15 protein-coding genes are annotated in these 17,125 nt (G+C 35.3%); 3 read left to right on the top strand and 12 right to left on the bottom strand.

Annotated features, from left to right (window positions below):
* Positions 1 to 138: 138 nt before the first annotated feature.
* Positions 139 to 1,158, top strand: a complete 1,020-nt coding sequence (locus J7604_RS11710) for a DUF6340 family protein (protein ID WP_293895959.1) — start codon at positions 139 to 141, stop codon at positions 1,156 to 1,158.
* Positions 1,159 to 1,240: 82 nt separating this feature from the next.
* On the opposite strand, the gene ffh is transcribed toward J7604_RS11710, so the two are convergent.
* The gene (ffh, locus tag J7604_RS11715; protein ID WP_293895962.1) at positions 1,241 to 2,566 is read right to left on the bottom strand and encodes a signal recognition particle protein; all 1,326 of its coding nucleotides are present in this window, start codon (positions 2,564 to 2,566) and stop codon (positions 1,241 to 1,243) included.
* A gap of 258 nt (positions 2,567 to 2,824) precedes the next feature.
* On the opposite strand from ffh, the gene J7604_RS11720 reads away from it, so the two are divergent.
* Together J7604_RS11720 and J7604_RS11725 are read left to right on the top strand one after the other, a co-directional pair.
* Positions 2,825 to 3,118, top strand: coding sequence for a hypothetical protein (locus J7604_RS11720; RefSeq protein WP_293895965.1), 294 nt, complete (start codon positions 2,825 to 2,827; stop codon positions 3,116 to 3,118).
* 194 nt (positions 3,119 to 3,312) lie between these two features.
* On the top strand, positions 3,313 to 5,733 hold the full coding sequence (locus tag J7604_RS11725) for a YfhO family protein (protein WP_293895968.1): 2,421 nt from the start codon (positions 3,313 to 3,315) through the stop codon (positions 5,731 to 5,733).
* 53 nt (positions 5,734 to 5,786) lie between these two features.
* Here the strand turns inward: J7604_RS11725 and J7604_RS11730 are convergent, their stop codons facing one another.
* From J7604_RS11730 to J7604_RS11780, 11 genes are all read right to left on the bottom strand, one after another.
* Complete coding sequence (locus J7604_RS11730) at positions 5,787 to 7,055, bottom strand: glycosyltransferase family 4 protein (protein WP_293895970.1); 1,269 nt, start codon at positions 7,053 to 7,055, stop codon at positions 5,787 to 5,789.
* Positions 7,056 to 7,118: 63 nt separating this feature from the next.
* Positions 7,119 to 7,925 (bottom strand): FkbM family methyltransferase, encoded by an 807-nt coding sequence (locus J7604_RS11735; RefSeq protein WP_293895972.1) that lies wholly within the window; start codon positions 7,923 to 7,925, stop codon positions 7,119 to 7,121.
* 10 nt (positions 7,926 to 7,935) lie between these two features.
* Positions 7,936 to 8,820, bottom strand: coding sequence for a hypothetical protein (locus tag J7604_RS11740; protein ID WP_293895974.1), 885 nt, complete (start codon positions 8,818 to 8,820; stop codon positions 7,936 to 7,938).
* Positions 8,817 to 10,307 (bottom strand): oligosaccharide flippase family protein, encoded by a 1,491-nt coding sequence (locus J7604_RS11745; RefSeq protein WP_293895977.1) that lies wholly within the window; start codon positions 10,305 to 10,307, stop codon positions 8,817 to 8,819. The genes J7604_RS11740 and J7604_RS11745 overlap by 4 nt, the downstream gene beginning before the upstream one ends.
* A gap of 34 nt (positions 10,308 to 10,341) precedes the next feature.
* Positions 10,342 to 11,031, bottom strand: a complete 690-nt coding sequence (locus J7604_RS11750) for an acylneuraminate cytidylyltransferase family protein (RefSeq protein ID WP_293895980.1) — start codon at positions 11,029 to 11,031, stop codon at positions 10,342 to 10,344.
* Complete coding sequence (locus tag J7604_RS11755; RefSeq protein ID WP_293895983.1) at positions 11,032 to 12,081, bottom strand: nucleotidyltransferase family protein; 1,050 nt, start codon at positions 12,079 to 12,081, stop codon at positions 11,032 to 11,034.
* Between the two features lie 9 nt (positions 12,082 to 12,090).
* The gene (gene neuC, locus J7604_RS11760) at positions 12,091 to 13,194 is read right to left on the bottom strand and encodes a UDP-N-acetylglucosamine 2-epimerase (RefSeq protein WP_293895986.1); all 1,104 of its coding nucleotides are present in this window, start codon (positions 13,192 to 13,194) and stop codon (positions 12,091 to 12,093) included.
* Complete coding sequence (neuB, locus tag J7604_RS11765) at positions 13,191 to 14,210, bottom strand: N-acetylneuraminate synthase (protein ID WP_293895989.1); 1,020 nt, start codon at positions 14,208 to 14,210, stop codon at positions 13,191 to 13,193. Before neuB ends, neuC begins: the two co-directional genes overlap by 4 nt.
* Before the next feature lie 21 nt (positions 14,211 to 14,231).
* A complete protein-coding gene (locus J7604_RS11770; RefSeq protein ID WP_293895991.1) occupies positions 14,232 to 14,864 on the bottom strand; it encodes an acetyltransferase in 633 nt (210 codons plus the stop codon).
* Positions 14,865 to 14,867: 3 nt separating this feature from the next.
* A complete protein-coding gene (locus J7604_RS11775; protein ID WP_293895994.1) occupies positions 14,868 to 16,007 on the bottom strand; it encodes a LegC family aminotransferase in 1,140 nt (379 codons plus the stop codon).
* Positions 16,008 to 16,055: 48 nt separating this feature from the next.
* On the bottom strand, positions 16,056 to 17,054 hold the full coding sequence (locus J7604_RS11780; protein ID WP_293895996.1) for an NAD-dependent 4,6-dehydratase LegB: 999 nt from the start codon (positions 17,052 to 17,054) through the stop codon (positions 16,056 to 16,058).
* Positions 17,055 to 17,125: the final 71 nt, after the last annotated feature.

Below are 17,125 nucleotides of genomic sequence, written 5' to 3' on the forward strand. Positions count from 1 at the left end.
CAAAAGGCAGCCTGTTTTATTTTATGCATCGTTTTTTTAAAGATTACCCACTAACCTATTTTTCAATCCATCGTATTTACCTTCTGATCAACTGTATGTAGATTAGATATTCCCTTTCCTTATAAAATTTAATTATCAATGAGAACCATTTACCTACTATTTGCTCTGGTCTTAATTTCATCCTGCAGCAAAAAAGGCATTATAACCATGAATGTTCTTGAGCCAGCAGTAGTAAGGGTCCATCCTTCCATAAAAAGATTTGGAGTAATAAACAGAACACTACCTGCTCAAAAAACTAAACCTTTAGACGATTTAGAAAAATTACTAACTCTTGAAGGGGTAAATATGGACAAAGAAGGGGCAGATGCAAGCTTCATAGCTGTCCAAAATGAACTTGCAGGCGATAGGTTCAATGTGATTCCAATTGAAAAAAATGATCTGAAAACATTGGGGGCAGGAGTTTTTCCAAATTCACTTCCTCTTCAAACTGTTTCTCAACTTTGTCAAACCTATCAAGTAGATGCAATTTTATCTCTTGAGTTTTTTGATACAGATACAAAATTGGCCGTAAATGTCACGAACACGACTATTCCAACTCCATTAGGAAATGTTCCAGGGATTGTCCATAACGCGACCTTGAACACTCTTGTAAAAACAGGATGGCGCATTTACGATCCACAAGGCTCATTAGTCATAATGGATGAATTTCACCTCGACAGAAATTTCGTTTCACACAGTCAAGGAGTAAATCCAATGGAAGCTGTAAAAGCTTTAGTAAATAGAAAAGAGGTGGTAACACGCTTGGGTAGAGAATCCGGTACCATTTATGCAGATAGATTACTTCCCTTTTGGACTCGTGTCTCAAGAGACTATTATATAAGGGGTAATAATGCTTTAAAAATTGCAACAAGAAAAGCCCGAGCTGGGAACTGGGATGGCGCAGCAGAAATCTGGAAAACTGAAAGTTCAAATCCTGACCCAAAAGTTGCGGGAAGAGCTGCTTACAATTATGCTATAATTCATGAAATAAATGGTGATCTTGATTCCGCAATGAAATGGGCTCAAAAGGCTTATGAAGATTATAATGTCAAGTTGGCTCTGAAGTATACCAGAATCTTAAGAAACAGGATGGCAAGAGCTCAAGCACTTGAGCAATAATTTACTTTCTATAAATAAAAAAGGGACTTTGATTATACAGAGTCCCTTTTTTATTTATCAATGTATAAATTCAGCTTTCAACTTATCTTCCGAATGCATTCATATTTGGCATTCCTTTTTTTCCCATCTTATTCATATTCTTCATTAGCTTTCTCATGTCAGAGAATTGCTTGATAAGATTATTAACCTGCTGAATAGTAGTACCACTACCATCTGCAATCCTCTTTCTTCTGCTACCATTAATGATATCAGGATTCTCTCTTTCCTCCAAAGTCATAGCTCTGATGATAGCTTCAATAGGTTTAAAAGCATTATCATCAATATCTATATCCTTCATCATCTTATTCATACCAGGAATCATTCCAACCAGGTCCTTAATACTACCCATCTTCTTAATCTGCTGAATCTGAGCCAAAAAGTCATCAAAGCTAAATTGATTTTTTCTTATTTTCTGATTCAGCTTTTTAGCTTCCTCTTCATCAAAAACCTGCTGTGCTCTTTCCACAAGTGAAATCACGTCTCCCATTCCCAGGATTCTTTGAGCCATACGATCAGGATAGAAAAGGTCTAATGCCTCCATCTTCTCACCTGTACTGATGAATTTAATAGGCTTATCTACAACTGCTCTGATTGATAATGCGGCACCACCTCTGGTATCACCATCAAGTTTGGTAAGAACCACACCATCAAAATTCAAACGCTCATTGAAGGTTTTAGCGGTATTTACAGCATCTTGCCCAGTCATTGAATCAACGACAAAAAGAGTTTCAGATGGTTTGACAGAAGCTTTTACCTCCTCAATTTCCTTCATCATTTGCTCGTCTATTGCAAGACGGCCGGCAGTATCGACGATTACAATTTTCTTATTATTCTTTTTTGCGTATTCAAGTGCATTTTTAGCAATCTGAACGGCATTTTTATTTTCAGGCTCTGAATAAACCTCCACTCCTACCTGCTCTCCAAGTACTTTAAGCTGGTCGATCGCCGCTGGTCGATAAATATCGCAGGCTGCCAGCAATACATTTCTATTCTGTTTCTTTAAATAGCTGGCAAGTTTTGCGGAGAAGGTGGTTTTACCTGATCCTTGCAAACCTGCAATTAAAATAACAGCCGGATCTCCTTTAGTATTGATATCCTCTTTAGTTCCCCCCATCAGTTCGGTAAGTTCCTCACTGACAATTTTAACAAGAAGTTGTCCAGGAGAAACAGCGATAAGCACCTCACGGCCTAATGCTTTTTCTCTGATACTATCTGTTACAGATTTTGCAACCTTATAATTTACGTCGGCATCGATAAGCGCCTTTCTGATTTCCTTAACTGTAGAAGCTACGTTAATTTCAGTTATTTTTCCCTGCCCTTTAAGCGTTTTTAAGGCTTTATCAATTTTTGAACTTAAACTTTCGAACATATTTTATCAGTAATGAACCACAAAATTAAGAAATACCTTGAATTCTGTCAGAATTTAATAAGTAATTTTCAGTTGATTAATTGAATTTTAGGTACTTTTTCTTTTTTTGAAGAAAACTTTAATCAACCGATACAACCTTTTTCTCAAAAAAAGCATCTAGTAATAAGGAGTTTTAATTAAAGAGAACCTGACATCTTTTTTGATTGTTCTCTTTTTTAAAAAGAAAATTATTTTTAAAAAATTTATCCCTTAAAGGGAATGGAAAAGCTAGATCCAAAATATGAGCTGATAAAGAATAAGCTGGAGGAGATGGAAACCTCTCCGGATCCGTATGCTTGGGATAAAATTTATGATACACTTCATAAAAAGCCAGTTTATTTAAAATTAAACCGCTTCAACAATCTTACCATAGCTGTTTCTTTAATTTCAATTTTTGCGTTTTCTATATTTTTCTCGCCTAAAATTACTACTCCCTCTTCAGAATTAGATGAATTGAACATTACCCACAAAGACTCCCTGAAGCACCGAAAATTATCTCCTCACAAGCATTAAGCTAAAATAACCGAAGAATAATTAGATTTATTCTCCCTCTTTTTGCTTCATTAAGCCTAAACTTTTATAACTAATCACCCTTTTATAATTACATAATATAATTTTAGCAGTTGCTAAATTGTATAATATATAAGGAATAGGAGAATTAATCTATATTTGCAGTGGTTTAAAAATAATTTTTCAAAAGAAGCCACATGAATATAAACAACTTTAAAGTAAAGGTTTTACCTCACCTTTTAGCATTCGCCATATTTTTAATTATCTCATTAGTTTATTTTTCCCCATACCTGAATGGTAAAAGTCTGGCTCAAAACGATATGGTCCAAACACTTGGAGCCTTAAAAGAATCCGCAGACTTTGCCAAAAGCTCAAATGAGGAAATTTTATGGTCAAACAGCACTTTCAGTGGTATGCCTGTTTGGAGGGGAGCAGGAGCCAATATTTTAAACTATGTCAATACCTTTTTGAATAGTTTTATTCCAAACCCTGTACTCCTTTGTCTTTTCGGGTTTACAGGATTCTATATACTATTACACGTATTTGGATTGAATGCCTGGCTTTGCTTTGCAGGCGCTCTGGCTTATACATTTTCCAGTTATAATTTAATAAGTATTGAAGCAGGTCATATTAACAAAGTTTATGACATGATGCTGATGGCCCCTGTCATTGCTGGTATTATATTAACATACCGCAAAAATATGATTACCGGAGCGGCCTTAACAATTATCTCTTTAGCCCTCCAGATATATTATGGTCACGTACAGATCACTTATTATCTGCTGATCATGGTAATATTCATTATAATCGCCGAATTTATTTATGCCCTGAAAGGTAATAATCTCAAAAGATTTTTAACTGGCTCAGTTGTGTTGTTATTCTGTGTCATTATCAGTATTGCCCCTAATGTGGCCAAACTTTGGACCATGTCTGAGTATTCAAAAGCAACTCCTAGAGGTGGATCAGATTTATTGGCTAAAAAAGATCAAGGAACCGGTCTTGATAAGGACTATGCATTAAGCTGGAGCAATGGTATATCAGAAACTATGACCATCCTGATTCCCTCATTCTTTGGAGGAAGTTCTAATGAACAGTTAAGCACCGGATCTGAGACATTCAAAACTATGGTGAACAACGGAATCGCTAAAACTCAGGCAAAGGAATACATCGAGAGTATGCCGATGTACTGGGGAGACCAGCCATTTACTTCAGGACCAATCTATTTTGGTGCCATCGTTTGCTTCTTGTTCGTTTTAGGATTGGTTCTTATAAAAGGGCCTTTGAAATGGTGGATTATCCCTGTGACAATTTTGTCCATTTCCCTTTCTTGGGGGAAAAACTTTGAGCTGCTTACAGATTTATTCTTTAATTACGTTCCACTTTATAATAAATTCAGAAGTGTTACTATGATTCTTTCTGTAGCTGAAATTACCTTTCCTCTGCTTGGTTTTGTTGTGTTGAAAAAGGTATTGGATAGTGAACTTTCGAAAGAAGAAATTATGAAAGGGCTTAAAATATCTTTCGGTATTACCGGGGGGCTTGCGCTTTTCTTTGCCATTTTAGGTGGTGCATTTTTTGATTTTAACGGTGCTTCTGATGCTCAGCTTCCAACCTGGCTAATTGACTCTCTAAAGGATGATCGTGCTTCTGCACTAAGAATAGATGCGTTGAGATCATTATTTTTTGTAGCTGCAACTGCAGGAATGATTTGGGCAGTTATCAATGATAAATTAAAGGAGAATGTTTTTTATGTACTACTTGCAATACTTATCCTTGTCGATCTTTGGACTGTAGATAAAAGATATCTGAATTCAAAAGACTTCAAAAACAGAGAAAAATTTGAAGAAACGATATTTGTACCTAGCCCTGCTGATAACATTATTGCACAGGACAAAGATCCCTACTTCAGGGTTTTCAACGTAACGACAAATCCGTTCGCTGATGCAATAACATCATATTTTCACAAATCGATCGGAGGTTACAGCGCGATAAAGCTGGGCAGGTATCAGGATCTTATTGACGCACAATTGAGCAAGAACAATATGGCTGTATTGAATATGCTTAATACGAGGTATTTTATTGTTCCAGACAAACAAACCAATCAACCAACTGTACAAAGAAATCCTGGTGCTTTAGGAAATGCGTGGGCTGTAGATAGTGTAAGGATTGTTCCGAATCCCGATGAAGAACTTAAAGGATTGAGTAATTTCAATCCTGCAAGGACGGCTATTGTAGATAAGGTGTTTGAGAGCTATGTGAAAGATTTAAATCTTTCAATCGACACTACTGCTTCTATTGTTCTTAAAGACTACCATCCTAATCACCTTACATTTGAATCAAAGTCCAAGAAGGATCAATTGGTTGTTTTCTCTGATGTTTACTATCAACCAGGATGGAACGCCTATATTGATGATAAACTTGTTGACCATATTAGAGTAAACTATATTCTGCGTGCTCTAAAAATTCCGGCAGGAGAACATACTATTTCATTCAAGTTTGAACCTAAGTCATATATTACAGGTTCAAAAATATCAAGAATAGGATCTTGGATATTAGTATTATCAATTGTTGGGTTGCTTGGTATTCAGCTCTCCTCTTCAGTGAAAAAGAAAGATTAACTTAAAAAATAAAAAGGCACTTAAATCAAGTGCCTTTTTTATTTTTCTAATAACTAATTTCCTTTCGCCTCTTTGTACAACTGTGTATATTTTTCTGCTACAGATTCTTCCGAATAATCCTTAATTGCCTTCTCTCTTGATTGCATGCACAGCGCTTCGTAAGGAGCCTGAAACAATGTCCAATAAACGCCAGCGGCTAAATCTTCTGATGATTTATATTCTGCTACATAACCTGTTTTCATATGCTCTACCATTTCCGGAATTCCTCCCGTATTAAAACTTACTATAGGTGTCCCACATGCAAGCGACTCCATTACAGTATTGGGTAGATTATCCTCCAAAGAAGGGATAACAAATACTGATGCTGCAGAATATGCATTGACAATGGTTGACATATCAGACAATCTTCCCAGACTATTTATTTTAAAAGGTATTCCTGCAAAATCCTGCTCATCATACAGACCAAAAATTAGTAATTCTGTATCCTGAAGTTCATTTGAATATTTCTTTGCCAGTGTCTCCAGTCCACTTTTGAAGAAAGCAAAACCCTTTCTTTCATCGCTTACTTTCATGGCTGCAAAAAGAATATATTTTTTATCAGGATTCAGATTAAAGAACTTTCTGGCAATAGTTTTATCCTCCGGCTTAAATACTGATACATCTATAGGATTAGGAACAGGTACTACTTTTTTATCTTTCAGCAGACTGCTTTGTCTCGCTTTGGAAGCAAGCCATTCACTGCAAGGAACAATAGTGAGATTTTTGTGGCTGAAAATTTCCGCTTTTTTATTCCATCTTCTCCTCGACAAATCTGTTTCATTTGGATGTTTTAAATAAGGAAGACAATTGCCGCATGCTCTAATATAATTTGTGCATTCTTTGCTGTAATGGCAACCACCAGTGAATGTCCACATATCGTGGAGGGTTATTATTATTGGTTTCCCAGTTGCTATCAGTTTTTGTATGGAGTTTAAAGACAGAAATCCGAAATTGACCCAGTGAAGGTGAATAATATCCGCTTCTTTTACTAGAGCATTATTACTGAGATCAACACCTATTTCGGCTTGGGAAAAAATAAAACGAGCAGATTTATCTTTCTCATAAAAAGAAAATTGCAGCCTGTCTGTTGCAAATCGGAATAGTGCAAGTTTTTTCTGAACCCATGAATTCGCAATGCTATGAACATTCTTGTCATTGGTTTTCTTTTCCTGCACCAACATATCAGACTTCAGGCCACTTTTTAATAAAGCTTTATGAAGACGTAAGGCTGCAATTCCCGCCCCTCCAAATGTATCAAATGTACTTAGAATTAAAACTTTCATATTACAGTCCTGACTTCAAGAATATTTGGAATCGCATTATTGCAAGCTGAAGATGCAATGCAATTAGTTTTTATAACCGAAAATATTAAGCTGCAGATCCATGATTTTATTGTCTCTGTAGAAATGGTTTACTAAAGGAGACTGACGTCCCTGAGCTGAATCTATATAATATCGAAAATTATTTTTAGAAAGTATACCCAGTATTTCATTTAACTCTTGTTGCTGCCCGGGGAATGAATGATATTCTATAAATATGTTCTTTACATTCGCCAATGCATCTGAGCAATCCTTTAACACTGCCGACTCTGCTCCTTCAATGTCCATCTTTAGCATGTCTATTTTAGATGTTTGCAACAAAAGATCTCGTAGTCTTACAGATTCGATTTTTACTTTTTTCCCCTTACCAAAGATGGAGGCCCCATCAGCTCCTTCGATCGAAAATTCAATTCCATTATTGTCTATCCACACTGCCTTATTTATGATATCTACATTTTTAATATTATTCTTATCAAGGTTGTTTTTTAAAATAGAAGCAATATTTGGGTCAGCCTCAAATGCTATAATTTTAGATGCTGGATATAAAGAGCTAAAGTAAAGGCAACTAGTACCTATATTGGCTCCGCAATCAAAAATTACAGGAGTCTTTTCCTTTGTTTCAAACTTATAATACTGCTCAACATAAATTTCCTGAAACTGAAACAGGAAAGACCAACAATCAGGAACCAGGAATTTGTATTTTAGAAATGATATGTTCCTTTGAGAATATCTGGCAACATTTCCATATTTGGCCATTAATATGAGTAAGTGACGGCCATTTGCGGACTTCAGTATTCTATATATACTCTTAAAGAGATATTTTAACGCGAACATGTTTTATTATTTAATTGAATTTAATTCTTTCAAATGCATCCACATAGCTTTTGGTACTTGCATTGAAAATTTTAGTTTTTTTACTATCTGCGTAGATTTTTAGAATTTCATGCCCTCTGAATGCTTTTGAAATAGACAAAAACTGATTGGCCATTGTTTTTCTTTTTTTGTCTTCATTATACAACAGTTGTTCTTTTTCCTTAGCAGCATCCGGATTATAAAAGTGCAGAACCTTTATAGTAAGTATGTTATCCTCTCTGATACTAATGTGTTCATGCCAGGAATGATCAGCTCCATATAAATATATGTATTCATAATTCCTGTTTATCATCAAATATAAAGTTGCTATCATTACATTTTCAGATTGGGGCATTGCTAATCCTTTCGAAAAAAAGAAATGTTTTATAAAATCAAATCCTTCAAATATTGTATAGTTAAAATACACCACTTTAATATTTGGCTTTTGAGCTAGCAGATCTTGAAGAATTGATGATTTTTTAACTTTTAAAGGAACGAATAAATTTAAATGCCAGGTTGTTTTATCTTTTAATGCTTTAAAAGTGGAAATTATAGCATCGTTCTTACTCCCCTCTTCAGAAAAAAATAATGGATCAATTATTACATAATTCTCAGGCTTTAGTTGTTCAAAATAGTCATATGTTGCAAAGGTATTGACACATACTAAGTCCGTATCTTTCATAATATCCAGATGCTGTTCAAGTGATGTACTCAGAGAGGGACCGTTTCCTAAAATACTGCAAATTTTATTTTGGGGAGGTGGCAAATGAGTAACAGGTCTTGACATGAGCAAAACTCTCACTAAGGAGATACAAGTCTGAATCCCTTTGGTTAAAAAATCACTTAAATGCATGCTTACAGATGTGAATGTACTCATGACTTTAACAGGGGTTTTAATACTCGGTTTATAATATCATTCATTTCTAACGATACTCTCATTTTATATATTACCACAATAAAGACACTAGAAAAAATACTTGATCTGATAGCCATATCCAAAAGGTTATTAAACACACTGCCTCCTATTAAAGGTATGTGATAGGCCGCCACAATAATCATTGATGACACGACGATAACTTTAAGAAAGTTAATATCAAATGGCTGCATTTTTAACTTCTTCAATACCAGCCAATACTTTATTGAGTTATAATAAAACGTGGAAATAGCTGCAGCCAATGCTGCCCCTATCAGTTTGTATTCCGGTATAAGAAGCATATTAGCAATAATGGTCAGGAAAATCAGGCTGATCATAATGGCTGAGTCATATCTATAATATTTTGACAAGGCTAATACACTTCCATTCACCCCTGTTGCCAGATCAAAAAGTTTCCCCAGACCAAGAATTATGATTACCCATTTTCCCTCTTCATAACCTTGCGGAATTAATTCAAAAAAGGAATCTAGATTTATAAGTATCCCCCCAAAGATTAGACAGCCTATTATCAGTTGCATGACACAGCTTTTTCTATAAATGGTTTGTATTGTATGAAGATCATTGTTTTTAAATGCATTTACAATAACAGGGACAGCTGCTCTACTCATGGCAATTAGAGACATCCCCATTATACTTCCGAAAAAAGAGGCAGTGTTATATACCCCAGTGTCATCAAGCCCTCCATAAAAAGTCAGCATAATCTTATCTATGTACATAATAATCATAGAAGAAAACCCTGTCAATATAGTGATAAGGCTGTAATTGATAAATTCCTTCCTGAATTTAGGAGTAAATACAGAGAAGTCAGGTTTAAGAGAAAATTCACTTAATTGCATGGACTTTATTATCATCCATATTGTGGGAATTATAAATGCTGAAACCCAAATCCATATGAAGATATCAAAACTTATCCCAATCAACGCTATAAGCACGAGACCTATCAAAATTATCAATCTTTGTACAAATTGATTCAGAAAGGTTCCGGATACTGTTTCAAATAAATTCCTTGAATAACTATCAAAAAAATTAAACAGTATAGTGCCTAAGGAAATAGGAAGTAGCAGATAAAAATATTGGTCTAGTATAGTTGATCTTTCTGAAGATGAAGATAAGAATAAAGGCTTTAATAACACTAAGATACCTGTTGCCAGCAGAAAACCGAATATAGATATACTCAGACCGGTAAAAACAAAACCACCATACCCCTTTCTTTCACTAAAACTCGGAAAAAACCTGCTACCTGCATAATTAAACCCAAGGCTGGCTATCTGTACGAATATATACATAAAAGATAAAAGTAATCCCAAAAGCCCGTTCTGATCTTTGGTCAGCAAATTGGGGATTAGTAATCCCTGACTGATAAATCCTATTACTACCCCAAGGTATGAAAAGATAGCACTGTGTAAGGATTGTTTTTTTATTGTACTCATTGAACTTAAATAACCTCTGTTGAGATTAATATTATTATTCTCCCTTTATTTTCTTATTATAAATCAGTTCTGCAATTTCCCAATCCAAAGGATTATCGATATCAACAGAATCCGTATCATCCATTACATACTTTCTTATTTTAGAAAATTCAGAGAGAGACATTTTTTTCAGAGAATCCACTTTCATGATATAAATTGCTCCATTGTATTTATATACTTTTGGCATATCCTGCCTTCTTGTAAAAGTATTCTCTGCCGCCTTTTTAAGAAATCCATTTTCATCTTCATTGTAGCAAAGATATATGGGATTATACATCTCCTGCACGCTCACAACCATATCCACATCATTGCTATATAGTTCAAGACTATCTTTTAGATGTTTCGCAGTTCTTAAAGGAGAAGTAGGCTGCAATAAAACAATTCTATCATATTGAACGCCTTTTCCTTCATAAAATTGAATGGCATGTTTAATTACATCATATCCTGAAGCTGTGTCTGTGGCGAATTCCGCAGGTCTTATAAATGGCAGTTCCAATCCATATGTTCGGACAGTCTCAGCAATATCCTGACTGTCTGTCGACACACAAATATCTTTATCATCAGCAAACTCCCTTGCGAGATCTATGCTGTAATAGACAAGAGGCTTACCATTAAATTTTTTAATATTTTTGCCGGGAATACCTTTGGATCCTCCACGAGCTGGAATAAGATACAAGGTTTTCATCTACTCTAAATATTTTACATATTCCTGAGCCTTCTTATAATCATCGGGCTTACCAATGTCTATCCAATAGCCAACAATAGGGAAATAAGTAATCTTTTTCTGCATTGAGAATAGTAGATCCATTAGATCTGTTGCATTGTAGAATGTATTTTTCGGAATAAGATTAAAATATTCTTTTTTTATAAGATACATTCCAGCACTCGCGTGGTAGGTATAAGTAGGCTTTTCAGCAACAGACGTAACTGAAGAATTATCAATATTAAGTACTCCATAAGGTACTGAAACCACATAAGGAAAAGAAGCAATTGCCATGTCTGCCCCTACTTCCAAATAATGTTTATAAAACTCTTCAAGATTAAGATTTGTAAACAAATCAGAATTCATTACAAGCACTGTATCTGATTCATAATTATCTACAAGAGTCACAGCTCCCAATGTTCCAAGCGGCTCGTCTTCTCTGATGTATTGGATATTTAATCCATATTTATCACCATTTCCAAGATAATCGATGATCTGGTCTGCAAGATATTTAACAGAGATGTATACATTCTCTATTCCGAATTTACTTAGGTTGTTGATATTATATTCGATAATAGCTTTATTGCCCAGCTTCAATAAAGGCTTTGGTGTTTTTTCTGTTAATGGCCTAAGTCTCTCTCCTTTGCCTCCAGCCATTAAAACAGCTTCTACTGGAAGTAATGACTTTTGTCTTGTGAGATCGAAAAGTTTAACAAGCTTCCTTTCATTGTTCAGCACAGGCAAGAGCCTTATATTATTTTTTCTTATTGAATCAATCAGCGCCAAATCCGGCTGTCCGTTTTTCAGAAAAATAAAATTGCCATGCATGAAAGTTGATATAGGAGATTCAAGTGATATCCCCTTTAAGATACCTCTGCGTATATCACCATCCGTAATTGTACCTACAACTTCGCCATTATCATTTAATACAATTAAAGTGAGTTTATCGTTCGCATTAAGCTTCTCCAAAGCCTGCATAAGAGTGCAGGTCTCGGAGATCACATATTTTTCAAATTCAAGTTTATAAGACATTACAGCAACTTATTTTTTAAGCTGTTTAAGGATATTTACTATCTGCCCGGAAGCATTTCCTGTTCCATAGACATTCATATTTTCAAGCAGCTTCAAAGAAGCTACTTTTTTTATAGCCTGCTCTATTTTTTCATGTTCGATTGGAACATTTAAAATATTAGGAGTCACAAGCCTCCCCTTTTGCCTGTCTCCGAGATTGATAACGTATTTTGGAAAAAATGAAGCCTCTACAAATCCGCTAGATGTATTTCCCAGCATAAAAGCACAATACTTCATGCAGGATAAATACCCCAGTGCTCCAAAAGATTCTATCTCTATTGCATTTTCAGTATATGCAATAAAATCCTTTAACCTAGACCTGATCATATTTCCCATTGTATCAGTATTGGGCATGGTAATGACCAATTGGTACTTATCACACTTCTCCAAGGCCTTTATAACCTCATCAATGTAAATTTCATTTTTTTCAAAAGAAACTGTTTCCGGATGGAATGTTATAAGTATTGTAGGTTTGGAGAGATCGATATTAAATTTCTGCTTAAACTCTTCAGGAGAAAAGAGTTTCATATTTTTCAAGTTATCTATGCTTAAAGCTCCTACATTGTAAGCATGTTCTTCTGAACCTGTAATTTCGACAACTCTTTCCTTATAAATATCTGTAGACACAAAATGATATGCAGACATTAATGTAATAGAATGTCTATAAACATTATCTATTGCACCAAGAGTTGTTTCGCCTCCGGAAATGTGAGCTACTTTGATATTAAAGGGAGTTGTAGCACTTACAGCTGCAAACATTTCATATCGGTCTCCTAAAGCAAATACTATATCAAATTTATTCTCATTCCAAAGTTTAGAAAACTTTTCGATTGTATTACCTATGGAAAACGCTATATCAGAAGGAGTGTCACCCTTAGGAACGGTAGTGATCTGATGTTTTACTTCAAAACCGTCTGCTTCTATACAACTAAGTGTGTATCCATGAGCGGCCGACAAATGTGTTCCAAAAGCTATAATTTCAAGATCAAAGAAAGGATCTTCCTTTAATAATTTCAACAAAGGATAATAGATGCCATAATCAGCTCTGGAACTGGTAAGTACAGCTATTTTCATGCGATATCCTTCCAGTTTAATTTATCATCCTCGCTCATAGACTTCAATAATTTCTTCCCAACCACTTTATCCATTTCCATCGGACTAATACCATCTCCTGGTCTTTTCATAATTAAGTCATTCTCTGTAAGTATATGACCGACAGGAAGATTATTCAATATATGAATGCTTTTTCTAGCGATTCCTATGTTCTTTTTTTCTGATTCGGAAGGTGTTTTAATTCCATCTCCCAGAGCTATTTCAATATTTCTTATAGCAGCAACCATAGCTTTCAACTCATCTGGTTCAAGTGATGATTGATGATCAGGTCCTTCCATATTCCTGTCCAGCGTAAAATGCTTTTCAATCACCGTTGCTCCCAATGCTGTTGCGGCAATTGGAATTTCAATTCCATTGGTATGGTCAGAATATCCTATAGCAACATTTAGCTCTTTCTGAATTGTAAGCATTGCTTTTAAGTTAACATCCTTCATTGGTGTAGGATACTCTGTAGTGCAATGCAGAATAGTAAGATTTTCCTTTTTAAGGCCACTGCTCAACAAAACTTTCACAGAAGTTTTAACCTCCTCAAGATTAGCCATCCCAGTTGAAAGGATGATCTTCTCAAAGTTTTTAGCCATCTTTCTGAGGTAAGGCAGATTTGTTAATTCACCGGAAGGTATTTTACCAATATTAATTCCAAGATCTTTTAATAAGTCAATACTTTGCAAATCAAAAGGGGTAGAAAGGAATTCAATTGGTTTGGTCTCGCAATATTCTTTTAGTATATGATGGTGTGTTTCATTCAGTTCAAGCCTCTTTAACATTTCATATTGACCTTCATCTGCACCAGTCATTTTCTTCTGATATTCGGCTTTCTCTGATTTTTTACTTGTAATCGTTGAAGCCTTAAAAGTCTGAAATTTTATAATATCAGCACCGGCTTCAAAAGCTTTATCAATAAGTTTTTTCGCAATATCTATGCTTCCGTTATGGTTAACTCCTGCTTCGGCAATGATTAAAATTGTTTGTTTCATTTAATAAAATAAATGTAATATTCATTTATGAAAAACTGCAGGATTCCCTATGTAAACGCCTTCTTCAAGCAGATCCTTAACTACAGTAGAATGCCCTCCGACTACTATATTCGAGGCAATTGAAATGCCATGGAAGGCCATTACCGAACTTGCAATAAAACAATTATCCCCCACTTTAACGCCTCCGTTTAACACTGTATTGGTTGAAATATGACAATGATTTCCAATCTTCACATCATGCTCAATTAATGCTCTTGTATTGATAATGACATTATTTCCAATTTCTGAAGAGGCATTTAAAATACAACCATGCATTACAATGGTACCTTCTCCGATCTTAGCATACTTTGAGACAATTGCTGATGCCGCTATAATAGTGGCTAATTTTCCTCCAGCTTGTTTTATCGAATTATAAAGTTTAATTCTCAATGCGGGTGATTTGAACTGCCCAATTGTAATTAAAAATTCAAATCCTTCTTGTGCTAGCTCAGGAATGAGCTCATCCCCTCCTAAGATTGGATACTCTAGAATCGTTTCTCCTTCAATAAAATCCTTTTCAAGAATACCTTTTATCTCATAGCTTCCGCATGATTCTATTACATCTATGCATGATTTGCAATGACCTCCGCCACCTATGAGGATAAGTTTTTTCAAGTTTTATAATTTCGAATAAAAGTCTTTAACAAATTGAATAACCTGATTCACCTCTTCATCCTTAATGGATGTAGAACAAGGAAGGCTCACACATGCCTGATATACTTCCTGTGAAATATCATTATGAGTAAAATAAAGATCTTTTTCCATCATTGGCAATCGATTCATAGGTACCCAAAATGATCTTGCTTCTATACCTTTAGATCTCAGAAAAGCAATTAATTCAGCCTTCCTAGGAACTTTTGCTGTAAACAACCAATGATTGGGCTCCACCCCCTCAATCACCTCCTGAGTTTTAAATCCTTCAATAAAAGATAACTCATTTTTATACATCTGAGCTACTTCTTTTTTTCTTTTGATGAATGCATCCAATTGCTCCATTTGAGCTACTCCCATGGCTGCCAGGATATTTACAAGCCTGTAATTATAACCTGTTTCATCATGATAATATTCATTTGGGTCAGCTTTTGCCTGGGTGGTAAGATGTTTTGCTTTAGCCGCCAGTTTCTCATCGTTGGAGAGGATCATACCTCCGCCTCCGGTAGAAATAATTTTATTACCATTAAAGCTGCTGGTTCCGAATAACCCAAAGGTACCTGCGTGTTTGCCACGAAACTTGCTGCCTAATGCTTCTGTAGAATCTTCAACAATTGTCAATCTATATGTTTGAGCTATTCTGATAAATTGATCCATGTCACACATATTACCCAACACGTGAACTGGTACAATTGCTCTTATCCTTCTGTTTAATTTTTTATGGTAACTAAAGTCTTCTCTTATTTCAGTTTGCGTTTGAAGAAATTCCTCAAGCAATCTAAGATCCATTTGCCAGGTGTTACTGTCAACATCTATCATGATAGGATCTGCCCCTGTATATTTAATCGCATTAGCTGTAGCGACAAAAGTAATATTAGGAATGATAATCAAATCTCCCCTTTCAACTCCGGCTAACTGGAGACTTATATGAAGCGCTGCAGTTCCGTTGGAAGTAGCAACAGCATACTTTGCCCCGGTATAATCAGCAAGAGTTTTCTCAAATTTAGTTACATAGCTTCCAACAGAAGAAACCCAATTGGTATCAAGACATTCTTTAATGTATGTCCATTCATTTCCTGAAATATTTGGTACTGAAAGAGGGATCATTTTTAGAATTGCTTCAGAGAAGCTTATTTCAATTTACTAAGTTTAAAATCAAATATTGTAGATATCAGTCTTATATCTTGCCAGATTAGATGGTTCCGAAAACCATTTAATAGTTTCTGCTAATCCGGAATCCAAGGTATAGTCAGGCTTCCAATTGGTAAGTTCCTTAATTTTCTTATTACTCCCGAACAAACGCTCTACCTCACTTTTTTCAGGTCTGAAACGCTGCTCGTCCGTAATAATTTTCGCTTTCTCGTTGATCTGACTGATGAGTTTTTGCGCTAAATCTCCCACAGAAATCTCTTCCTGCATTGCTATGTTTACCTCTTCACCGATGGTTGCATCAGCCTTTGCAATTTCAATAAATCCTTTTGCTGTATCCTTAACAAATAACAAATCTCTTGTCGGATGTAGAGAGCCAAGCTTGATCTCATTTTTACCAGCAAGCAATTGTGTGATAATTGTAGGAATTACAGCCCTTGCTGACTGTCTCGGACCATAAGTATTAAATGGACGAACAATAGTTACAGGTACTCCAAAGCTTCTGTAAAATGAATCTGCGATATAATCTGCTCCAATTTTGGTGGCAGAATATGGTGATTGCCCCTGACGGGCATGTTTTTCATCTATTGGCACATAAAGAGCAGTTCCGTACACTTCTGAAGTTGAAGTTACCAATACCCTCTCAACACCAAGCTCTTTAGCAGCCTGAACGATATTAAGAGTGCCTTTTACATTCGTATCAATATAAGTATCCGGAGAATGATAACTGTAAGGGATAGCGATAAGTGCTGCAAGGTGAAAAACAACTTCAATATCTTTCATTGCATTTTTTACGCCATGCGGATCTCTTATATCTCCTGCAATTATTTCAAGTTGAGCAAGTTTTTCTTTAGGAAATGAATCAAGCCATCCCCAAGAGTTAAATGAGTTGTAATATACAAATGCCCTGACCTTGCAGCCTTCTTCCAATAACTTTTCTACCAGATGACTTCCTATAAACCCGTCTGCTCCCGTAATCAGGACTTTCTTGTTTTTTAACTCCATTTGTCTTTAAGTATTGACTCAAAAATTATTTTTTAGATTTCAGGTGAACTGTATACCTAATGTGATAGTTT

The organism is Sporocytophaga sp. (genome assembly GCF_017745095.1).
GTDB lineage: Bacteria > Bacteroidota > Bacteroidia > Cytophagales > Cytophagaceae > Sporocytophaga.